19 protein-coding genes are annotated in these 21,581 nt (G+C 44.7%); 6 read left to right on the top strand and 13 right to left on the bottom strand.

Annotation, left to right across the window (positions count from 1 at the left end):
* Positions 1-310 precede the first annotated feature (310 nt).
* Both VCHENC03_RS01240 and rraA read left to right on the top strand, forming a co-directional pair.
* Positions 311-1,228, top strand: a complete 918-nt coding sequence (locus tag VCHENC03_RS01240; protein WP_009707876.1) for a 1,4-dihydroxy-2-naphthoate polyprenyltransferase — start codon at positions 311-313, stop codon at positions 1,226-1,228.
* A gap of 75 nt (positions 1,229-1,303) precedes the next feature.
* A complete protein-coding gene (gene rraA / locus VCHENC03_RS01235; protein WP_009707877.1) occupies positions 1,304-1,834 on the top strand; it encodes a ribonuclease E activity regulator RraA in 531 nt (176 codons plus the stop codon).
* Between the two features lie 103 nt (positions 1,835-1,937).
* Here rraA and zapB read toward each other — a convergent pair whose 3' ends face one another.
* A complete protein-coding gene (zapB, locus tag VCHENC03_RS01230; protein ID WP_005435037.1) occupies positions 1,938-2,180 on the bottom strand; it encodes a cell division protein ZapB in 243 nt (80 codons plus the stop codon).
* A 346-nt stretch (positions 2,181-2,526) separates the two neighbouring features.
* On the opposite strand from zapB, the gene glpX reads away from it, so the two are divergent.
* From glpX to VCHENC03_RS01215, 3 genes are all read left to right on the top strand, one after another.
* On the top strand, positions 2,527-3,534 hold the full coding sequence (gene glpX / locus VCHENC03_RS01225) for a class II fructose-bisphosphatase (protein ID WP_009707878.1): 1,008 nt from the start codon (positions 2,527-2,529) through the stop codon (positions 3,532-3,534).
* Between the two features lie 146 nt (positions 3,535-3,680).
* A complete protein-coding gene (locus VCHENC03_RS01220; protein WP_009707879.1) occupies positions 3,681-4,295 on the top strand; it encodes a helix-turn-helix transcriptional regulator in 615 nt (204 codons plus the stop codon).
* A 120-nt stretch (positions 4,296-4,415) separates the two neighbouring features.
* Positions 4,416-4,778, top strand: coding sequence for a DUF3135 domain-containing protein (locus tag VCHENC03_RS01215; RefSeq protein WP_009707880.1), 363 nt, complete (start codon positions 4,416-4,418; stop codon positions 4,776-4,778).
* Positions 4,779-4,836: 58 nt separating this feature from the next.
* Here the strand turns inward: VCHENC03_RS01215 and VCHENC03_RS01210 are convergent, their stop codons facing one another.
* Positions 4,837-5,259, bottom strand: a complete 423-nt coding sequence (locus tag VCHENC03_RS01210; RefSeq protein ID WP_009707881.1) for a DUF805 domain-containing protein — start codon at positions 5,257-5,259, stop codon at positions 4,837-4,839.
* Positions 5,260-5,322: 63 nt separating this feature from the next.
* Positions 5,323-5,670, bottom strand: a complete 348-nt coding sequence (locus tag VCHENC03_RS01205; RefSeq protein ID WP_009707882.1) for a 5-carboxymethyl-2-hydroxymuconate Delta-isomerase — start codon at positions 5,668-5,670, stop codon at positions 5,323-5,325.
* A gap of 271 nt (positions 5,671-5,941) precedes the next feature.
* Here VCHENC03_RS01205 and tpiA point away from each other — a divergent pair, with 271 nt between their 5' ends.
* Positions 5,942-6,712, top strand: coding sequence for a triose-phosphate isomerase (gene tpiA, locus VCHENC03_RS01200; RefSeq protein WP_005428123.1), 771 nt, complete (start codon positions 5,942-5,944; stop codon positions 6,710-6,712).
* Between the two features lie 218 nt (positions 6,713-6,930).
* Here the strand turns inward: tpiA and VCHENC03_RS01195 are convergent, their stop codons facing one another.
* The 10 genes from VCHENC03_RS01195 to VCHENC03_RS01150 form a co-directional block, all read right to left on the bottom strand.
* A complete protein-coding gene (locus VCHENC03_RS01195) occupies positions 6,931-8,097 on the bottom strand; it encodes a nucleotide sugar dehydrogenase (protein WP_009707884.1) in 1,167 nt (388 codons plus the stop codon).
* Positions 8,098-8,311: 214 nt separating this feature from the next.
* Positions 8,312-10,411 (bottom strand): YjbH domain-containing protein, encoded by a 2,100-nt coding sequence (locus VCHENC03_RS01190; protein WP_009707885.1) that lies wholly within the window; start codon positions 10,409-10,411, stop codon positions 8,312-8,314.
* A gap of 166 nt (positions 10,412-10,577) precedes the next feature.
* The gene (locus VCHENC03_RS01185) at positions 10,578-12,566 is read right to left on the bottom strand and encodes a polysaccharide biosynthesis protein (RefSeq protein WP_009707886.1); all 1,989 of its coding nucleotides are present in this window, start codon (positions 12,564-12,566) and stop codon (positions 10,578-10,580) included.
* 333 nt (positions 12,567-12,899) lie between these two features.
* Positions 12,900-14,075, bottom strand: coding sequence for a DegT/DnrJ/EryC1/StrS family aminotransferase (locus tag VCHENC03_RS01180; RefSeq protein ID WP_009707887.1), 1,176 nt, complete (start codon positions 14,073-14,075; stop codon positions 12,900-12,902).
* A gap of 18 nt (positions 14,076-14,093) precedes the next feature.
* On the bottom strand, positions 14,094-14,726 hold the full coding sequence (locus VCHENC03_RS01175) for an acetyltransferase (protein ID WP_009707888.1): 633 nt from the start codon (positions 14,724-14,726) through the stop codon (positions 14,094-14,096).
* Positions 14,723-15,334, bottom strand: coding sequence for a sugar transferase (locus VCHENC03_RS01170; protein ID WP_009707889.1), 612 nt, complete (start codon positions 15,332-15,334; stop codon positions 14,723-14,725). Before VCHENC03_RS01170 ends, VCHENC03_RS01175 begins: the two co-directional genes overlap by 4 nt.
* Positions 15,318-16,592 (bottom strand): glycosyltransferase family 4 protein, encoded by a 1,275-nt coding sequence (locus VCHENC03_RS01165; protein WP_032803130.1) that lies wholly within the window; start codon positions 16,590-16,592, stop codon positions 15,318-15,320. Before VCHENC03_RS01165 ends, VCHENC03_RS01170 begins: the two co-directional genes overlap by 17 nt.
* Positions 16,589-18,403, bottom strand: coding sequence for a heparinase II/III family protein (locus tag VCHENC03_RS01160; protein ID WP_009707891.1), 1,815 nt, complete (start codon positions 18,401-18,403; stop codon positions 16,589-16,591). The genes VCHENC03_RS01165 and VCHENC03_RS01160 overlap by 4 nt, the downstream gene beginning before the upstream one ends.
* 14 nt (positions 18,404-18,417) lie before the next feature.
* Positions 18,418-20,559, bottom strand: coding sequence for a bi-domain-containing oxidoreductase (locus tag VCHENC03_RS01155; RefSeq protein WP_009707892.1), 2,142 nt, complete (start codon positions 20,557-20,559; stop codon positions 18,418-18,420).
* Complete coding sequence (locus VCHENC03_RS01150; RefSeq protein WP_198158295.1) at positions 20,556-21,575, bottom strand: glycosyltransferase; 1,020 nt, start codon at positions 21,573-21,575, stop codon at positions 20,556-20,558. The genes VCHENC03_RS01155 and VCHENC03_RS01150 overlap by 4 nt, the downstream gene beginning before the upstream one ends.
* Between the last annotated feature and the right edge of the window lie 6 nt (positions 21,576-21,581).

Here is a 21,581-nt window from a genome sequence, read left to right on the forward strand (position 1 = left end):
TCCTATCTACCTTTCACTGTTTAAAAATCGGTTGTAATTAATTGGGAGTCCATATACAGAATGACGGTTTACTTTACAGAAGCTCTAAACCAAAAGAGTTCGTCATCCTAGCGAGCTCAAGCGAGACTAAGGATCTACTAACAACGTGCGCCATACCCTTCCCCAAAAAGCGCATTTTTATTGCCTCAAATATGGAAACTGTGTTCCTTCTCCGTAACCCTTTGACTCTTAATTGACTTGCTTCAGGTCAATAGCGTATTGAGCGCTTTGTGCTTATACTGGGCACATTGGTTACTAGCACGAAATATCCATGAAACAATCATTGCAGATCTGGCTCGAAGCCGCTCGCCCAAAAACATTACCCCTCGCACTGGTGTCTATTTTGACCGGTAGCGTACTCGCCTACTCTGCGGGACACTTCTCGCTGACGATTGCCATTATGGCGTTTATCACGGCGACCCTACTGCAAATTTTGTCGAACCTTGCGAACGACTACGGCGATGCAGTGCAAGGCACGGACAACGACAACCGTTTAGGCCCTCAGCGCGCAATGCAATCTGGCGCAGTCACAGCACAGCAAATGAAAGTCGCGATCATCTTCAACATCATTCTGACCGCAATTGCTGGCTTAACTCTGGTGTTTTACGCACTGAGTTCTTTTGAAAGCATCATTACCTTTATCGGCTTAGGCATTCTTGCCATTATCGCGGCGATTGCTTACACCATGGGTAGCAAGCCTTACGGTTACGTCGGCTTAGGCGACCTGTCCGTCTTCATCTTCTTTGGTTTACTTGGTGTCTCTGGCACCTACTTCCTGCATACCGGTCATGTGGATGCGACATTGTTCTTACCTGCATTGGGCTGTGGCTTGTTAGCGGTAGCAGTGCTGAACATCAACAACATGCGTGACATCGAGAACGACAGCGAATGTGGTAAGCGCACCATGGCCGTTCGACTTGGCCAACGTAAAGCAAAGCAATACCACTTCATTTTACTTGGCGGTGCACTATTGGCTTTCGCGGCTTATCTGCTTATTCAAGACAAGCCTGTATGGATTAGTCTGCCCTTCTTGATCAGCATTTACGTGTTGGCTCATCACGGCAAAGCGGTTTGGGATACCGAGAAGCCAGCACAAATCGCACCTATGATGCCAGTTGTTGTGAAGTGCTCACTGGTGACTAACGTTTTATTTGCAACAATTGTGGTAGCTCAAACTCTGATGAGTTAAAAAAGGATTGTCATTGCATTGACTTAATGCCTAGATATACTCAAAGACAACAGTTTCTGTTTAGAAAGGTACGCTATGGAATACAATACCTCAGCACTCTGTGATATCTATCTTGATCAGGTAGATGTAGTTGAACCAATGTTCAGTAACTTTGGCGGCCGAGCGTCGTTTGCCGGGCAAGTGACGACAGTTAAGTGCTTTGAAGACAACGCACTGATCCGCGAAACGTTAGAACAAGATGGTATCGGACGAGTATTGTTGATTGATGGTGGCGGTTCCCTACGCAGAGCCTTAATCGATGCAGAAATCGCAACGCTTGCAGAAGAAAACGAATGGGAAGGAATTGTCGTTTACGGTTGCGTCCGTGAAGTGGACGAACTAGAAGACATGAACCTTGGCATTCAAGCACTCGCGTCTATCCCTGTAGGGGCAGCAAACCAAGGTATCGGTGAAATCGACGTCCCGGTTAACTTCGGCGGTGTTAGCTTCCTACCCGAAGATTACATCTATGCAGACAGCACTGGCATCATTCTCTCTCCTGAGCCATTGAATGTCGACTTAGAGCTCGATGAAGAAGACGGCGACGGTGAGGAAGGTTTAAACTAACCTTACTCCATGAGTAGCGACTAACTCCAGCGCTAAAAAAACATCACCAAATACGCAAACACCCGCCGAAGCGGGTGTTTTTGATTCTGGATACTTAAGTGGATTATTCCACTTCGTCCATCTTGCCAAGTAGTGCACGGATGCGCTCTTGCCACTGAGCATGCTCTTGTTGAGCTTGCTGAGATTTTTGCTCAAGCTCTTCACGTTGAGAACGCATTTCGTTAGCTTCAGCTTCTAATTTCACTTTGTCTTCTTTCAGCTCTTCAACTTCCATCTGAAGAAGAGTGATTGTGTCAACTGCAGTTTGAATTTTCGCTTCTAGTTGTTCTAGTACTTCAAAAGACATCTTGGCCTACCTATTGTTATTCCGTGGGACGATGCGCGAGCGTTCGCTTGCACCTTACCTATGAGGTTCATTCTACTCAGCGTAGCGATGAGAAACACTTACTATATTCGATATTTTGCATCATTCGGTTAAAAAATCAGCGCAATCTCACTAAACGCTGACTTTTCTTATCCTCGAAGCATTTTTGAGCAATGTATTTTCCCATCGCTACCCCATAAACTCACCCAAGTATTGATCAAATTCAACTTAGTTAAAGTAAAAGCTCAGCAAAAAGGCAAACGTTTAACTGACGATGTGATAAAATCGCCGCGCAAATTATTCTTCCCTCTTGTTACTTGGAGACATCATGAAACGCGATTTAGCAATGGCATTTTCCCGTGTTACTGAAGGTGCCGCTTTGGCTGGTTACAAATGGCTTGGCCGTGGCGACAAAAACGCAGCGGACGGCGCTGCAGTTGAAGTGATGCGTACCCTACTGAATAAAACAGACATCAGTGGTGAAATCGTTATTGGTGAAGGTGAAATCGATGATGCACCAATGCTGTACATCGGTGAGCAAGTGGGTATTGGTGGCGACGAAGTCGATATCGCAGTAGACCCAATCGAAGGCACACGCATGACCGCAATGGGTCAATCTAACGCCCTAGCAGTATTGGCAGCGGGAGAGAAAGGCAGCTTCCTTAAAGCGCCAGACATGTACATGGAAAAACTGGTTGTTGGTCCAGATGCAAAAGGCGTTATCGACCTAGGTAAGCCACTTAAAGAAAACCTAGAAAACGTAGCGAAAGCGCTGAACAAGCCTCTTGATACGCTAGTCGTTATTACGCTTGCGAAGCCTCGTCACGATAAAGTGATCGCAGAGATGCAAGCAATGGGTGTTCGCGTATTCGCAGTGCCAGACGGTGACGTAGCTGCTTCAATCCTAACTTGTATGCCAGATAGCGAAGTAGATATGATGTACTGCATCGGCGGTGCTCCTGAAGGCGTTGTATCAGCAGCGGTGATTCGTGCACTGGACGGTGACATGCATGGTCGTCTTCTTCCTCGTCACGAAGTAAAAGGCGATACGGAAGAAAACCGCATCTACGGCTCAGCGGAACTACAACGCTGTGAAGAGATGGGTGTAAAAGCGAATGTTGTATTGAAGATGGAAGACATGGCGCGCAGCGACAACGTAGTCTTCTCTGCAACGGGTATTACTAAAGGTGACCTACTAGAAGGTATCTCTCGCCAAGGTAATATCGCAACAACAGAAACTCTATTGATCCGTGGCCGTTGTCGTACTATTCGTCGCATCAAGTCTACGCACTACCTAGAACGTAAAGATCCAGAAGTACGCGATATTATTCTTTAATCTCGACGTAGATTGATTCCCAAGGGTTGGCCAAGTGCCAACCCTTTTTGTTTGTGATTCAACAAATCCACACACAAACTAAGTCAACACTTTTCTTTACTAACCCTATCGCGCATAATATGTACTGACATATAAATGGTGGGTATATGAAGACCGTAGATAGGATTTTGCAAATCGTTAAGCGTGATGGCTCTGTCACCGCGAAACAACTCTCTTCTGAACTGGGTATGACAACCATGGGTGCGCGCCAGCATCTGCAAGGTTTGGAAGATGACGGCGTCCTGTCGATTCATGATGTAAAAGTCAAAGTTGGTCGCCCAACTCGCCATTGGTCTCTGACACAAAAAGGTCATGAGCAATTTGCCGATCGCCACGGTGAACTGACCATTCAATTTATTGAGGCCGTAGAGCATATCTTCGGTAAAGATGGATTAGAGAAAGTCACGTCCGAGCGCGAGAAACTCACCTTACAAAACTACCAACAGCATCTTGAGCAGTGTGACTCTCTAGAGAGCAAACTAAAGACACTGGTTACTCTGCGTGAGCAAGAAGGCTACATGGCCGAATTAGAGAAAGATGAGCACGGATTTATTCTCATCGAAAACCACTGTCCTATCTGTAAAGCCGCGACTCGCTGCCCAAGCTTGTGCCAATCTGAGCTCAACGTCTTCCAGTCACTTCTCGGCAGTGACACCAAAATAGAGCGAGCTGAGCACATCATTAGTGGTCAACGCCGCTGCGTGTACCGCATTCAAGCCTAATATCTCGAATCTCTTCCACTTCATTATGAACATACGCTCTTATTAATGAGACGATGTTGTAATTCTTTCTATCTCCGTTTCTGCATGGATTAAGCTTTTATTAATTAGGAGCAACGTCCAATGGATTTGGAGATAGCCATGCCAAGCACCCACAAACCACAAGCTTTGCCCTCATTCGATGAAATGGTAAAAATGGCGGAACGCGATCCCGAAGCCTTTGAGCAGTTTCGTCATGATATGGCAAAAGAGATGATTGAAGGTGCTTCAGAGCAAATGCAGCCAAGATTATGGGCGCAACAAAGCCACATAGATAGAGTCATTCATAACTGCAAAAACCCAAACCACACCAATGTCGTTTTGATGAATGAGCTACAGAAACAGGTGGTGAAATTTAGAGAAGCATTACAAGGGGAGTCTGCACCAACTCAAAAAGCCGATGTAGTGGAGTTGAGAGCGTTTAAAGATAGGGGTGATTTTTACTGAGGGATAGGAATAAGGCTCCAGAATCCTAGAACCTTATTTAAAACTCAGAGGGCTATACTTACTTCGGCTCAGGACCGTAGTTGTTTTGACCTGCCGTACCTTTCAAGAAACCACACTCCACCAAAATCCACAGGCCACAAATCAGAGAAATCGAAGCGATCATCATTTGCGGCATTGATGGATCCTGTGTGGCTGGGTTAGTCATTGGCGTGGCAACTCGACCAATGATCAACGGGATGTTTAACGCCAACCAGTAAATCGACTTATTACGGTCATGCCAGCGCTTAGTGGTGATCGCTAAGTCTGGGATAAGAAGAATCAATAAGAAGATAGGCAGAAGAATATAAGAAAACGCGGGGAACAACTTACTGATGCCCGCACCGAAGCCCAAGATCATGATGTAGTAGATGATATTCCACATCCAGTAAGTTTTACGGCCTATACGACCTTGGAAAGAAAACAGTAATTCTTTAATCGACATCGAAACACTCAACATGTTGAAAGTGCGACAACTCCTTGGCCGCACTAGGTAAATCTAGTGTGTCTAATTTACCACCTTCTGGAAGCAATCAATATCCATATCTCGAACATTCACGGTCAAACTGCGAACATGGCTCGCCTGTTCTTGTAATACCACCATCAGTGCTCTTGATAATTCCCGTTTCTGTTTAGGGCTTCTTCCTGCGAGCAAATCAAAGGTGATATGGATGAAGTCCACACTATCGCCCTCTTCTCCGACTAGCCAGTTGTGGCAACGAAGTGCACGAGACTTAACGGACGCCAGCTCAAACAAACCACTGTCTAAAGTCACTTTGTGTAAGTCTTCTAATAGGCCTTGAACATTCACACGCTCATCGACCGAGTTGGAATATTCTAAAACTAAGTTTGGCATTTTGATTCCTTTCTTATTACGGCTAACTTTTAACCCGTAGTAATACCAATCTAAGCGGCAATTTCCGAGGAATGGACTATCATTCTGTCTACGCGATCACCAATCGATTGCTTTTGACAAAAATAACAGAACAAATGCAGCACCGACCAGATGAAGAAAGCCGAATAAGACATGACGCCAATCATGATCTGTTCACATTATTCTGTTATATTCCTACGTAGATTTTTTACATTAATAGACTATTTACATTAAAGATAAGGGAGATATTCCTATGCGTCGTCCTGTAGTGATGGGTAACTGGAAACTAAACGGTAGCAAAGCAATGGTAACTGAGCTGCTAACTGGTATTAACGCTGAACTTGAAGGCGTTGAAGGTGTTGACGTAGCAGTAGCTCCACCAGCTCTTTACATCGATCTAGCTGAGCGCGTAATCGCTGAAGGCGGTAACAAAGTTATCCTAGGTGCACAAAACACTGACCTAAACAACAGCGGTGCTTTCACTGGCGATATGTCTCCAGAAATGCTGAAAGACTTCGGTGCTTCTCACATCATCATCGGTCACTCAGAGCGTCGTGAATACCACAACGAATCTGACGAGTTCATCGCGAAGAAATTCAACTTCCTAAAAGAAAACGGTCTAACGCCTGTTTTCTGTATCGGTGAATCTGAAGCTCAAAACGAAGCTGGCGAAACTGAAGCAGTATGTGCACGTCAAATCAACGCAGTTATCGACACTTACGGTGTTGAAGCTCTAAACGGCGCAATCATCGCTTACGAACCAATCTGGGCTATCGGTACTGGTAAAGCAGCAACAGCTGAAGATGCACAACGCATCCACGCTTCTATCCGCGCACTAATCGCAGCGAAAGACGAAGCAGTTGCAGCACAAGTAATCATCCAATACGGCGGTTCTGTTAAGCCAGAAAACGCTGAAGCTTACTTCTCACAACCAGACATCGACGGTGCTCTAGTTGGCGGCGCTTCTCTAGACGCTAAGAGCTTCGTAGCTATCGCTAAAGCAGCGGCAGCAGCTAAAGCTTAATTTCGCTTTTTATTAAGCAGAAATAACAAAGGGATGCATCACGCATCCCTTTTTGTTTGCTTACGATCTAATGAGTTTTGTCATTCCGAGGAGCCTAAGCGACATCAAGAATCTGCTCACGACAAGCACCTAACTCCAACCAGCAAATCAACACCATTCGCCAAGCACCCGATCAAAAAAGGCCCCTAAAAAGGAGCCCATTTACGAATCTCTATTGCTTAATCGCTACCAAACAAGTCTCGAGTGTAAACCTTATCAGCCACATCTTCTAAGTCTTCGACCATGCGGTTCGACACAATGACATCAGAGACTTGTTTGAACTCTTCTAAGTCACGAAGAACACGAGAGTTGAAGAACTCATCCTCTTGCAGCACCGGTTCGTAAACCACAACTTCAACACCTTTCGCTTTGATGCGTTTCATGATGCCTTGGATAGAAGAAGCGCGGAAGTTATCAGACCCCGCTTTCATGATAAGGCGATAGATACCAACAACTTTAGGTTCACGCTTCAAGACTGATTCCGCGACAAAGTCTTTGCGCGTACGGTTTGCTTCTACAATTGCACCAATGATGTCGTTCGGTACATCTTGGTAGTTCGCTCGTAGCTGCTTAGTATCTTTTGGCAAGCAGTAACCACCATAACCAAAAGAAGGGTTGTTATAGTGATTACCAATACGAGGGTCTAAACCTACACCCTCAATGATCTGGCGAGAGTTAAGGCCATGCGCTTCCGCGTAAGAATCAAGCTCGTTAAAGTAAGCAACGCGCATAGCAAGATAGGTATTAGAGAACAGTTTTACTGCTTCAGCTTCCGTAGAGTCCGTGAAAAGAACTTCGATGTTCTCCTTCTCAGCGCCCTCGACTAGCAAATCAGCAAACACCTTCGCACGTTCACTTTGCTCACCAACGATGATGCGAGAAGGATAAAGGTTGTCATACAGCGCTTTACCTTCACGAAGAAACTCTGGCGAGAAGATGATGTTTTCACAGTTCATTTCCTCTTTGATGCGAGCGGTATAACCGACAGGTACCGTCGATTTGATGATCATCACCGCATTTTGGTTAATGCTCATCACATCTCTAATAACTGCCTCAACGGAAGAAGTGTTGAAGTAATTCGTTACTGGATCATAATCTGTCGGCGTTGCAATAACGACAAACTCTGCGTTTTTGTATGCCAACGCCTTATCTGTTGTCGCAACAAAATCCAGCGTCTTATTCGCTAGAAAGTCTTCGATTTCACGATCCACAATCGGTGATTGCTTGTTATTCAGCAACTCAACTTTTTCAGCAACAATATCTAGTGCAACAACTTGGTGGTTTTGAGCTAATAACATTGCGTTAGAAAGCCCTACATAACCTGTACCGGCAACCGCTATTTTCATTCTAATGCCCTGAGTTTTATTTCTAATAGTAGGATATCAATAGTTTCAGATTCAAGATAGCTTAATACTCTGCAATCTAATCTTATAGAATGACTGAAAGCAAAAAAGCGGCCTTTCGGCCGCTTTTTACTATTTCAGAATACATCGCTCACTAAAATTAGTCTCCCACTTACTACAAGATCAACTTTTTGCTCGATAGTTAAGCGAGGGTCTACTAATCAATTTGAGTCATTAAGTAACGCAAGTAAGCATTGCGCATACGGATTTTGTTCTCTTCGAAGTAATCACTACCATAACGGCCACGGTTAAAGTAACGACGTAGCATGCTGTTATCCATCACCAGTTCATCACCTTGTCCTGTGCTTAAGTAGTTCGCATCATTACCAACTCGCGTCGAGACATTAAAGTCGTATGCTTCATTACCACGAACCTGAAGTAAGCCTGGAGACATATCACGCCAAGGTGTCAGAGGTAGTTTCACCGCAACAGTAACGAACTGCTCTTCATCGGTATCATTAAACTTCGTCACCTGGTAGCTCGCAGAAACTTCAATGTCCTCAAACCAATGTGAAGTCGTGAACTTCGCACCGACATCCCCTTTCCAAAACTCACCCGCAGTCGCATTAAACTGCCAATCCCATTCAGGCATACTAAAGGTATAACGAGTTAGGAACGTTTGGCGATCCGGGTTTGCATAACCATTTTTGTCTTTCTCATCCATGTGCTGGAAATAACTCATCTCTAGCCCAAGAGCATGAGCACCAGATGGAGAGAACCAAGCAGATTCACTGCGAGCACCGACATAATCGGTTTTCACCAAACCTAACGACACTTGGTTAGCAACATCGACATATGGCAAGCGGAAGAATTGATGTACCATGGCGCGGTCAATTTCGTTTTCGTAGGCGCTATCTTCAAAGTAACCGCCCTCTTCAAAATCATCGCTTTCCGCTAATGGGAGGATATGGCGAATATCAACAGCAGCACCAGACCACAAGAAGGTATATAGGTTGCTCGACATCGCAAACGAGTAATCATAAACACCAAATTCGGTCGCAACACCATGACGTACCATTGGCGATAACACCAATTGTGAATCTAACGTTCCGCTGTTTACGCGCTCTGTTTTCCACTCCACCAACTCAAGCTTGTCGGATAGATTTTTGGTACTGAATTGAATGTCATCACATGCCGCAGAACCATTCACAAAACTCTGGTAACAAGTCGCATCCGTTTGCACACTCACGACTGGTTTTTGGTTCGCCAATAGCATTAACTCTACACGATCAGAGCTTAAGCCCATTTCTTGTGCTGAGTTCGATCCGAAGTGACTTGAAATGATCCCCATCGCAACACCTAAACCATCCATCTGGTTGTGATTGTAGCGGCGGTTCTCTAGAGCTACGACAACCGACTGGTTTAAGGTGCCAACTTGAATATTGACAAAACCTTCGTTGCGCAGTGCGCTTACCAAGGCAGAGATTGACGCATTATTAGCTTTGCTTTGTTCCAAGGAGAGCTTTTCCATCAGTGACACATTGCTACGAGCATACTCACGAGAACGGGTGTAATCGGTGATGAGCGGGATAGATAGTGCAGCATTCCACATATTCTGTTCATCTGTCTCATGGCCAGAGTAAATTTGATAGCTCAAAGAAGCCGTCATGTCGTAGGGCAGCAGATCTTCAGGCGTGAACACTTTCAGTGATGAGTTAAACTCGACAGCATCGTACTCTCCGGTGAGCTGAACAAAATCAAATGGTTGGTATTCAATACCACCAAATGGTCCGTCCATCACACCTAACATAATGTCAGAGACACCATAACCTGCAGATACGCGAATTGGAGCAAAATCAAAAGAATAATCAGCGACGGCATACTGGGTACTAAATTGGTTTGCCGATCCTCCGAGATCTTGAACACCTACAGCAAAGTCTAAGCTATCGACACCCCAAAAGTTTGGTAACTGATATTTGAATGACATGGACAAATCACGAGTATCCCCACAATCTACGAAACAATTCGAGTGATAGGCATCGGTTACAATTCTGCCATGCGCTTCCAACCCCTCAACAATCCCAAATGAAAACTTGAGTGAATCAAGATCTTGAATCTGGGTTCGAAAAGGCAGCCCCTGAGCGTACGTGAAAGAGAAGTCCCCATACTCCAAAGACTGAGCATTAGGCGTTAACGTCAGTCCCGTAAAACTCTGATTGGAGGGGAGCGTTTTTAAGCCTTCTGCTGCAATAGGCGCACTCATAAAGAGCGGTAGCGATAGTGCTGCAATCCGTTTTTTAATAATTTTCTGTGCCATCAGTTTTGCCACTGTTAAAGTCATGAATACACAAAAAGGCACCGCTTTGGTGCCTTTTAACTTTTGTCATTTCATTGCTGATGATGATTGGAATCTAACCGTTCCTTCACAAGCCTCCACCAGCAAATAATTAATTTATCTATTATTTATCATCACAACTAAAGCATCAAGTTTCAGCTGCATTACTTTGCTTTGGCTCAAAGTTAAACAAAGCCGCTGTTTGTGATGTTTGCTTCCAGACCAAATCTTCGATGCCGTCTACAGGGTTAAAGCCGGTCGGTGCTTCGAGCAACAAACGGCGAATCACTTCATGTTGGAAGTTATGGCAAGCCACATCCAATTTATCAATTAGCGTTTCGTATTCCTTCATTGGCAAGAAGTCTTCTTGCGCGGTCATGATTCGGCTGTGAGCGGTTTCAGAAACATTCTCATCACCAATCAGCAACTCTTCATACAGCTTCTCGCCGGGTCTTAAGCCTGTGTACTTGATCTCAATGTCCCCTTCTGGATTGGCTTCATCTTTGACTTCCAAACCCGATAGGTGGATTAAGTTCTTCGCTAGATCGACGATTTTTACTGGCGAGCCCATATCAAGAACAAAGACGTCGCCACCTTTGCCCATCGCCCCGGCTTGAATCACAAGCTGTGCGGCTTCTGGAATCGTCATAAAGTATCGAGTGATGTCTTTGTGAGTCACCGTGATTGGTTCACGGTTAGCAATTTGTTTTTTGAAAACCGGTACAACCGAACCTGATGAACCCAAAACATTACCGAACCTCACCATACAAAAGCGAGTGCCTAGGTTTGGGTTGTTCTCTCGAATGCGGTTTTGTTGCTCTGCCAGCGCTTGTAAGCCTAGCTCCGCCATTCGCTTGGTTGTGCCCATCACGTTAGTAGGACGAACCGCTTTATCAGTAGAGATTAAAACGAAATTTTTCACGCCTGCATCAATGGCAGCTAAAGCCGTATAGTAAGTACCAAATACGTTGTTACGTACACCTTCTACGACATTGTATTCAACAAGCGGGACGTGCTTGTACGCGGCAGCATGGTAAACCGTGTCGACCTCAAACGCCTTCATGGTGGTTTCGAGGCGGTTTTGTCTTTGTACCGACCCAACCAAAGGGACAACCACAATATTTAGTTTTCTATCTTTAACGATTTGGCTCAGCTCAATATGTATCTGGTATAGAGCAAATTCAGATAACTCAAACAAGACCAGTGCTTTCGGGGAGTAATTTAAAATTTGTCGACAAAGCTCTGAGCCGATAGAGCCACCAGCCCCCGTTACCATAACGGTTTGGTCTTTGATGTTTGATTCCATCAATACTTGCTGAGGTTGAACCGCGTCTCGACCTAACAAATCACCAATTGGGACTTCTTTTAGTTCATCGATTTTTGCTTTACCGGTTAAGATATCGCGCATATCTGGCACAGTCTGAATCTCAACAGGCAGTTTAGAAATGCTATCCAACACTTCTTTACGACGTTTATTTGAAGCGCTTGGGATCGCCAGTAGAATCTGTTTCACGTCGTATTTTTTGATCGCTTTCGGTGCACTTTCTACCGTGTAAACAAAGTGTCCCATTAAGGTGGTGTTGTAGAGTGTTTTGTCTTCATCAACAAAGCCAATCACACGATGCGTCTCCGATTGGCGCAACGCGAACGCCAATTCACGGCCTGCACTACCAGCACCATAAATAAGCACTGGTGCTCCCACTTTATGCACTGATTGGGCAACTAAACTTCTGACGATTAAGCGGCTACTACCGACGCCAATAGCCAGAAAGGCCGCATAAATAAAAGGGACAGAGCGAGGTAACTCTGCATGGAAGGCAAAAGCAAACGTAGCCGCGCACATCGCAGAAAGTATGGTGCCTAAGCCAACAACCGCCAGCACATGAAAGCCTAGATAGCGTAGTACCGCTCGATATAGACCTAAAGCTGCAAAAATCGCTAACGTAATCGCGATAGTGGAATAAAGCACATACTGGCTTGCCGTATCTGGTAGGTGAGTAAACTCTCCAATTCTGGTCCAGTACGCCATTAAAAACGCACTGGAAATAATGAAAAAGTCTACTACCGCACTAATGACACGTTTTTTATAGCGTGGTAACGACCAAATGACGTTTAATTTGGAATTGTGTTCAATCATGACGAAGAATAAGCCTCATTACCCCAGATTTATTAGTAAGAGTTGGTGGTAATGTTTTTTGTTGAATTTATACAGCCGCTGAACAAACATTATACAACTCAGTGACTATTAATAGAACACTCGGATGCATAATAATTAGCAACGTCGCGTTGAGTTTGCAACGCAATGCAACAAAGGAACTGTACTCCTTGTCCCTTCGCAAAATTACGGCGCACAGAAGGCGCCGCAGGGGTTAGTTCTAGGTTCTAGGTTCTAGGTTCTAGGTTCTAGGTTCTAGGTTCTAGGTTCTAGAACGAGAGTCAAAACACTCTCATAAGATTTGCAAATCAATATTTAACGCTGAGCTTCTAAAAGCACTTCTCGGATCACTTGAGCCGTTTTAGACACTTCTTCAATCGTTAAGGTTGGATGCACAAGGAACATCAAGCTTGTTTCGCCTAAAGCCACGGCATTGCTCAATCGCTGCTCTGGTCGCCAAGGCGTATTGTCAAACGCCTTCTCTAGGTAAACTTCTGAGCAACTGCCTTGGTAAGCTGGCACACCGCGCTCAACGATGGTTTCTACGATGCGATCTCGTGTCCACCCTTCCGCAAGGTTCTGAGGCTCTACAAACAGATAGTGTTTGTACGCTGCGTGCTCACTGTACTCCGGCACTTCCACTCGGCGAACCACGCTTAGGTCTGCAACCGCTTCATCAATTTGTGCAGCATTCGCTTGGCGCTGCGCTGTCCATGCTGGCATGCGAGCGAGTTGGATACGGCCAATCACAGCTTGTAACTCTGTCATGCGCCAGTTAGTGCCGAAAGATTCGTGTAACCAACGAAAGCCCGGTGGATGCTCGCGATTGTAAATCGCATCAAAGCTCTTACCGTGATCTTTGTACGACCACATGGTTGACCACAATGTCTTATCATTGGTTGTCACCATGCCGCCTTCACCACCTGTCGTCATGATCTTATCTTGGCAGAAAGACCACGCACCAATGTGACCAATAGTCCCAACACTGCGGCCTTTGTACTTCGCACCATGCGCTTGAGCGCAATCTTCAATTACGTAAAAACCGTGCTGCTGTGACAGCGCCATAATGGCATCCATCTCTGCTGGCATACCAGCAAGGTGCACCACAATCACCGCTTTTGTTTTTGGCGTGAGTACCGTTTGTATCGATTCCGCCGTAATCGCTTGGCTGTTTAGGTTTACATCCGCAAAAACGGGTGCTGCACCGGAAGTCACAATTGACGAAGCCGAAGCAAGGAACGTTCTTGGGGTGGTAATCACTTCATCGCCCTCGCCTACGCCCAAGGCTTTCAATGCCACATCGAGTGCAAGCGTGCCATTGCCAAGAGCAATCGCGTATTCGCAACCAGCCCATGCCGCGAACTCTTTTTCGAACTCACGACACTCGTTGCCTGTCCAGTAGTTTACTTTGTTTGACAGTAGCACACGGCTCACTGCATCAGCCTCTTCTTGAGTAAAAGAAGGCCATGAAGAAAATGGTGTATTAAGCACGATGTCACCTAATAAGTGTTATTTTTCTGATTTGATAAGCGTATGAGCAGGAGAGCCCACTACGGTTTGAAAATCTGGTATATGGTTAATTACCGTCGAGCCAGCGCCGACAACGGCATTACAACCAACGACGACAAGTTGTTTCACTTGGCTACCGATCCCTATCCAAGCGTTTTCGCCAACTTCTACGCCGCCAGCTAAGCTTGCATTAGGACTAATGTGAACGCCTTCAGCCAGCCTACAATCATGTTCTACGACAGAGCTTGTGTTAATAATACAGCTCGCCCCGATATGGCTAAATGGGTTCACGACTGCGTTTGCCATCACCACTGTTCCTGCTTTGATGTTGGCGTATTTACTGATTACTGCACTTGGATGAGCTAACAAATCGAAGTTCGCACCTGCGGCACTCAACTCACGTTGTTTCGCACAGCGCGTCGCGTTATGGCCAATAGCAACCACAACCACATCATATTCGCTTGCCGCTGCCAAAAGTGAAGCAGTATCACCAGAGACGTCCCAATGCTCAACAGAGGTTAAACTGGGCCAACGGTCATCAAAGAATGTGATATGTTGATAACCGTTTAACTCTGCAATGTCTGCGACCACCTTGCCATGTCCACTGGCTCCTAAAATGGCACAGCTTTTCATGATTGGCGACTACCTTGCTCTTCTGAGCCTGTAAATGGCTCTATGGTGACGTGGCCGTCTGCAGATATGCCTTCCTTCACGAAGACCTTTTTTACCGTCATGAAAAGAATCTTAATATCTAGCCACAATGTTTTGTTATCTACGTACCAAACATCTAAGGCAAACTTTTCTTCCCAACTGATCGCGTTTCGGCCATTTATTTGGGCCCAGCCCGTTACACCAGGACGAACATCATGGCGTCTTGATTGTTCTGTGCTATAAAGCGGAAGGTACTGCATGAGCAACGGACGAGGCCCAACTAAGCTCATTTCACCTTTTAACACATTCCATAGTTCTGGTAGTTCATCTAAGCTGCTGTTTCTTAGCTTATCGCCAAAGGGAGTCATACGCTCAGAATCCGGTAGCGGATTCCCTTGTTGATCCACCGCATCCTTCATGGTGCGAAACTTCACCATTTCAAAAGGTTTTCCGTTTAAACCCGGACGCGTTTGACGGAACAGAACCGGAGAACCCAGGTTTTTACGAATCTTCCAAGCGACTAAAGCAATAATAGGAGATATCAGAATAAGCGCGATAAGAGACGCGAGGAAATCAAACAGTCTTTTCATCTTTCACCTCTGATGCATGGCGATCTGTCGCATTACCCTCTTCTGCATTAACGCCAGTCACCCAATCCACCCATTTATCAGCCAATAGCGCGCGGTCAAAGTGGCTCTCTGCTAGTTGGCGTGCATTGGCTCCCATCAAGGTAAGGGCTTCTCTTTGATTGGCTGCTTTTTCTAAGGCATCAGCGAAAGCCATTGGGTCTTCTGGCTGAACCGCGAATCCGCATTGCGTTTGCTCAATCATTCCGGCTAACCACCCCGGGTAGTTGTTAATTACAGGTAGGCCCGCAGAGATATAATCGAAGAACTTATTAGGCGATGTGCCGTAATAAAAGGCAGGTATATTCGCCAATACTTGCATGCCAACGTCTGCACTTGCCATCAAACCAGATAACTTCTGCTTATTTACCGGAGGGTGAAACACCACATTGTTCAATTCGAGCTCTTTCGCCCTTCTCTCCAGTTCAGGTTTTAATTTACCTTGCCCGACTAAAGCTAGCTTAATGTCCTTTCGACCACGTTTCTGTAGCTCCACTGCCGTATTTAAAACCGCATCAAGGCCATTTGCCATTCCATGGGTTCCAGTGAAAATCGCCATCAGATCTGTTTCTTTCACGCCTTCCGGGCGCCAAGGCTCACTTGGTTGACTGAAGATAGACAAATCACAACCATTTGGCACCATGGCTATTTTACTTTCGTCCACGCCGCGCTTTTTAATGCCATCAACAATACCCGGAGATAAGCCAATACAACGATGCGCACTTCGGTAAGATGCCCACTCTAAAAACGACATCAAACTAAGAATGACTGGGTTTTTAATTACCCCCATTTCTTTGGGCAGTTCTGGCCATAAATCTCTCACTTCAAAAACAAATGGCTTGCCGCGTAACCAACGAGCAAAGATACCCGGAATGCCCGCTGTCAGGGGTGTTGTGGTTGCAAACAACACATCGTATTTTTCAGTAAAGGTAAGGCCAATACTTTTTAGGGCAAACTTCACAAACGTCATACTGCGTTTTATAAAACCATCTGAGTTTGAGTAAGCCAAATCAAACTCAATGATTCGAATGCCATCGACGATACCCTCGCGCTTGCCAGAAACAAACGTCGAATCTAAACCCGTCTCTCCACCACCATAAGTGCCACAGACCATAGTCACATGATGTCCATGATGAATTAGGCGCTTAGCCATTTCATAGGAACGGATCCCTGTTGAACCTTTCGGTGTAGAAAAGTGTTGATGAAAATAAAGAATATTCATGAGTGAAATTGATACTCTGTTGTAATTTTGCCATCTGACGAAATCTCCACCTCAAGAACAGGGATAGAGCTTTCTTGGTAGTAATAACGAGATTCTCTGCCTTCTACGATCTCTAGGCGGTCAATCTTTACATCACTATTGATTAAGATGTTGTGATTACCATTGGTCACTTTTTGTCCTTGAATCTGCCAATTATCAGGGTTTAGCCGCCAACGAAGAACAGCTTTGTTTTTAATGCCTTGTACTTTGTCTGTTACCCTCAAAGACGTTTCCGTCAGAGAGACTTCTCTGTGATGCTCACATCCCAGATAATCTCGATAACCCGCTTGTCCATTAAGCTGACGCTCGTCAAAGTTGACGTTCTTTGCTTTTAACCAAGCACCTAACAAAAAGCGGCTAAGCCTTGGCATTTGCTCATGTCCATCAAACTGGATGGTATTATGACTTTGTGTACCGCCGTAGTAGTCAATGTAATCTTGGCCGGCGTTATAACTGAACGTGCCACCATCGCGTAACAGATTGACCCCACCACGCCATAAATCCACATGAAGCGCATCATTTTGGGCGGGTCTAAACCGAAACTTGGGATAGTTAAATAAAGCAAATGTTCCCGATTGATTTCTTAGACCGATATAGCCACCGTGCTCAAAATGAAACGATGCTGGTGTTTGTAAGTTTTTTTGCGGTTTTCGTAACTGCAGCAGTGCAAGGGCTTCATCATAATCCCCATCTTCCTGCCATGCGCATGCTTGAAGGAACACGACAGAAGCAAGCTGAACAGATGGACGAAAATCTCGATAGTCAGTATCCGTTAACTGCAATAAGCGAGCACCATCGTTATGACCTAAGTTCGGCGCATCACCTGTTGATGTGTCGATTAACTGATAAAGCCACTGCGTTGCCAGACTTACCCTTTTTGTCAGCTCTTTTGAAAATGGGGGAAGATCTAGTTCTCGACGCCAAAGCTCAGCCATTGAGTAAGTGTCTAGCATTACCCTGTGATAGTTCACCGAATACTGACTAAAGGTGCCATCTTTAGCAATAAGATGCTTGGCTCGGTTTTCTAACCATTTCCTCCCCAACTTTTGCCAGCGATTCCCACTTTTATCGCCATTAGCGACTAACCAACTGCCACCAATAAACAAAGCAGCAGCCTCAGATGTGCCATGGTTATTATCTTGCGCAACCGCGTAGGAGATCGTCGGTGCTATTCGTTGAAGATGCGCTTTTATTAGCGCCAAAAGTGTAGGTTCAGTTTTACGAACTTGATTAAGCAGTTTAGCGGAGAACGCTAAGTGCATAACGCGTATTGACGCTTCTTGCCCGCACTTCCAATTAGGGCCAAGATAAGGAGCATTCTGCTCCATCCACCTTTTTGCGGTAGCGTTGAGTTCATCTAAAGCTGACTCACTACCAAAAAGATGCTCTCGTGCTAATCCCAAAGCCCAATCAAATCTAGATGTCTCCCAAATGCCTTTAATATCACCAACATTTGAATCAAAATCAGATAGGTTGAACCAAGGCTTACTCATATCTGAAAAGCGATGTTCGGTTAGTACGCTGTTATCCCATTTAAGTTCTTTTACAGACAGTTCGGGCAACCAGCCAAATGGAACGAGTTTATATGGCTTAATGCATTTCAATTGTCTTGAGCAAGTCGTAGGGCGGAACAAAAGCCCCGAGGTCGGGGCTTGAGAAAGGCGCTTAACTGGGTTGAGTCCGCTTCGAACACCAAGTTGATAACCTGCGACTCGAGCTAAGTTTAAAAGCCCTAAGTCGATGGCTGTTTGCGCTTTTAATTTAAAACTCATCTTATTTTTACAACTTATCGCTGTTTACGTAGTTGCTCTGCGATTTCAATCGTGATTTTTGCTACTTCGAACAACTCTCGTGCTGGAATCGGAGACTCTTTACCAGATTCAATCGCACTAAGGAAAGCCGCCGCACAATCGGTTTGTCCCTTGTCTTGCTTCCATAAATTCATTTTGCTGAAGCCTGGCCAGCCGAATGCCTTTAACTTACGGAAGTTATCAAGTTGAAGAACACGCCCTGCGGCAAATACTTCTACTCGCTCTTTAGGGAAGTTCGCCGCACCGTTAGCTAAGTAATGAATCGTACCGAATGAGCCATCAGCAAAGCCAAGGATAATCGCTGCTTTATCCTCGGTAATATCAACACCGTCAACATCTCCCATGCGACGGCACTGTACGGAAACAATTTCTGAGTCTGCTAAAAATCGCATCAGATCGATGAAATGGCATGCCTCGCCAATGATTCGACCACCGCCAACTTCATTATCTTGCGTCCAGTGATCCGCAGGGATCGCGCCAGCATTCATCGTCATCATAAAGCTCTTAGGTTCTTTCACTGACGACAGTAGCTCTTTCATTTTTTGCACTTGAGGCGAAAAACGGCGGTTAAAGCCAACCATTAACTTTGGCGCTGAAGCAGTAGATGCTTTCGAATAATAGGTCGCTTCCACTTCCGCAAGCTCTTCGAGCGTGACAGCTAAAGGCTTTTCTACAAATACGTTTTTACCTGCATTGAGCGCTTCAGAAACAAAATGAGCATGGCTGTTATGGCGCGTAACGATTGCAACTGTGTTAATTTCTGAGTCAGAAATCATGGCGCTTGTATCTGTGGTCGTTTTAGCAAAACCTGCTTTTTCACCATGAGTTACGCCGTTAATACCACCAGAAGTAGCAATAGTATGTAATTGAGCACCACCAGCCTTAAACGCAGGGATCAGCATTCGAGACGCATAGTTACCAGCGCCTACAAAACCAACGACAGGCTTAGATGCCTCAAACGTCGCTTCACTGTTAAGCGTAACGGATTGCTCATGACGAGTACTGGAGTCACTCTGGTATTGAAGCAAAATTCCAAGAGCAGATTTGTCAGACGTCAGGAGCTCGTATGCTTGAGCTGCGTCTTCAAATTTGAATCGGTGAGTAATAAGAGGCTTAACGTCCACTTGGCCTGAAGACATCATATCTAAGATGGCTTCAAAGTTACGCTGTTCAGTCCAACGAACAAAAGCATATGGATAGTCATTACCATTGTCCTCATAGTCCGCATCGTAGCGACCAGGGCCATAAGAACAAGAAACTTGGAATGTCAGTTCTTTCTCATAGAAGTCTGCGCGATTAAGCTCTAGCCCAGTAACACCAACAAGAATAATACGCCCACGTTTACGGCTCATTCGTGCTGCTTGTGTTACTGGATCATTAGATTTCGTTGACGCCGTGATAATTACACCATCAACACCCTTGCCGCGACTAAAAGCCATACCCGCAGCGACAGGATCTTCACCTTTACCTGGGTTACAAACTTGGGCACCAAACTGCTTAGCCAATTCTAGTTTCGCATCGTCATAATCGATGGCTAGTACACGACAACCTTGAGCACGCAGTAATTGAACAGTCAGTAAGCCGATTAAACCAACGCCAGTCACGACAAACGCCTCACCCAGCGTAGGCTCAGCTAAACGGATACCTTGTAAACCAATACTTGCCACAACGGTGAATGATGCTTCTTCATCTGATACATTATCAGGAATAAGCGCACATAAGTTTTTTGGTACACGAACAACATCAGCATGAGGGCCATTAGATACAACGCGAGCACCTTCTTTGAAGCCCTGAACACCCTTACCAACGGCGTTAACTACACCAACGTTGCAATAACCCAAAGGCAATGGTTGTGCCAACTTAGACTGTACTGCTTCCAATGTTGTCATTAAGCCATCTGTCTGCACCTTTTCAAGCACCATTTTCACTTTATCGGGTTGCTGGCGTGCTTTATCCAGTAAGCTTGCTTTTCCAAAATCCACTAACATGCGCTCTGTGCCTGCTGAAATTAAAGAAATACTAGTATCAATTAATAGATTACCAGTTGAAGCTTTTGGTGCAGGAGCTTCCACTAAGTTGGAGCCACCTTTTGCCATGTCTTGTAGTACTTGTTTCATTTCAATATCCCAAATAATTTTTGCCAGTCGTTCTTGCAGAAATCTCTTTCGCTAATTTTAGAGTCACTTATACACTTAGAGTTGGCTTCCTTGATATTACTCAAATTAACCAATAACTCTTCAACAGTTGACGAAATAATCAGCCTATCCGAAATCTGAAAATTTTGCTGATGATCTTTAATATAATCGCTATCCACAACGCATACATATTTATTTAGTGTAATTGCTTCAAAAATAGGGAGACCTATAGTTTCTACAGTCGAAGGGAAAAGTACTGCGGTGCATGATAAGTACAAATTTGCCAAGTTTTCGATACTCTGGCGACCGATAAAAACTATATTCTCATGCTGCTCTAACTCAGGTTCATCGCATGTAATAACAATTCTTTTATCCGACGGTAGAATTTTTGCCAATTGCGATATGAATTCAAAATTCTTATGGGCACTATCTATTGATGTATATGGAACCAAGTAGAAATCGGAATATTTATCGTGGTTAATTGACTCATCCATTAGCTTTTCTACACTAAGGGAATCAACGCCAGGCCACACAACAAGAACCTTATCATGCGGATAATTAAAATACTCAATGAACTTCTTCTTCATTAAAGTTGATTGAACAATTACCAGATCAGTTTTCTTAAGTTTAAAATAGATTCTATAAATATTACATTTTAAACTATGATCACCATCATCAAATACCTTTGCCTGATGAAAATAGGTAAGACATTTTTTTTCAAAAAGACTATTTACATTATTAAATGATAGTAAAACATCACATTTGTAAAATTTTTTGATAATAGAGGAAAAAAAAAGTGTGAATAAAATCGATATAAACCCTGACAGCGGAAACCGGTACCAACCAACATCCAATTTGTTATAACTTGGCTTTGAAAAGCCACTAAGAAAAACACCCTGATATCTATCATCAAAGTTATGGAAAAATTTTTCAACTATAGTCTTTGCACCACCAACTTTAGCAGATACAGCATTGACCATTATTCTTTTCTTTGTCAAAACAAT

It is taken from the genome of Vibrio sp. HENC-03 (genome assembly GCF_000305755.2).
Lineage (GTDB): Bacteria > Pseudomonadota > Gammaproteobacteria > Enterobacterales > Vibrionaceae > Vibrio > Vibrio owensii.

What these genes read in the sequence shown, in the direction of transcription:
- VCHENC03_RS01155 (WP_009707892.1), bottom strand. Translation starts at nt 20,559, where the DNA reads ATGAAACAAGTACTACAAGACATGGCAAAAGGTGGCTCCAACTTAGTG.
- VCHENC03_RS01195 (WP_009707884.1), bottom strand. Translation starts at nt 8,097, where the DNA reads ATGAAAATAGCGGTTGCCGGTACAGGTTATGTAGGGCTTTCTAACGCA.
- rraA (WP_009707877.1), top strand. Translation starts at nt 1,304, where the DNA reads ATGGAATACAATACCTCAGCACTCTGTGATATCTATCTTGATCAGGTA.
- VCHENC03_RS01240 (WP_009707876.1), top strand. Translation starts at nt 311, where the DNA reads ATGAAACAATCATTGCAGATCTGGCTCGAAGCCGCTCGCCCAAAAACA.
- glpX (WP_009707878.1), top strand. Translation starts at nt 2,527, where the DNA reads ATGAAACGCGATTTAGCAATGGCATTTTCCCGTGTTACTGAAGGTGCC.
- VCHENC03_RS01170 (WP_009707889.1), bottom strand. Translation starts at nt 15,334, where the DNA reads ATGAAAAGACTGTTTGATTTCCTCGCGTCTCTTATCGCGCTTATTCTG.
- VCHENC03_RS01185 (WP_009707886.1), bottom strand. Translation starts at nt 12,566, where the DNA reads ATGATTGAACACAATTCCAAATTAAACGTCATTTGGTCGTTACCACGC.
- VCHENC03_RS01160 (WP_009707891.1), bottom strand. Translation starts at nt 18,403, where the DNA reads ATGAGTTTTAAATTAAAAGCGCAAACAGCCATCGACTTAGGGCTTTTA.
- VCHENC03_RS01215 (WP_009707880.1), top strand. Translation starts at nt 4,416, where the DNA reads ATGGATTTGGAGATAGCCATGCCAAGCACCCACAAACCACAAGCTTTG.
- VCHENC03_RS01175 (WP_009707888.1), bottom strand. Translation starts at nt 14,726, where the DNA reads ATGAAAAGCTGTGCCATTTTAGGAGCCAGTGGACATGGCAAGGTGGTC.
- VCHENC03_RS01205 (WP_009707882.1), bottom strand. Translation starts at nt 5,670, where the DNA reads ATGCCAAACTTAGTTTTAGAATATTCCAACTCGGTCGATGAGCGTGTG.
- VCHENC03_RS01220 (WP_009707879.1), top strand. Translation starts at nt 3,681, where the DNA reads ATGAAGACCGTAGATAGGATTTTGCAAATCGTTAAGCGTGATGGCTCT.
- zapB (WP_005435037.1), bottom strand. Translation starts at nt 2,180, where the DNA reads ATGTCTTTTGAAGTACTAGAACAACTAGAAGCGAAAATTCAAACTGCA.
- VCHENC03_RS01165 (WP_032803130.1), bottom strand. Translation starts at nt 16,592, where the DNA reads ATGAATATTCTTTATTTTCATCAACACTTTTCTACACCGAAAGGTTCA.
- VCHENC03_RS01210 (WP_009707881.1), bottom strand. Translation starts at nt 5,259, where the DNA reads ATGTCGATTAAAGAATTACTGTTTTCTTTCCAAGGTCGTATAGGCCGT.
- VCHENC03_RS01190 (WP_009707885.1), bottom strand. Translation starts at nt 10,411, where the DNA reads ATGGCACAGAAAATTATTAAAAAACGGATTGCAGCACTATCGCTACCG.
- tpiA (WP_005428123.1), top strand. Translation starts at nt 5,942, where the DNA reads ATGCGTCGTCCTGTAGTGATGGGTAACTGGAAACTAAACGGTAGCAAA.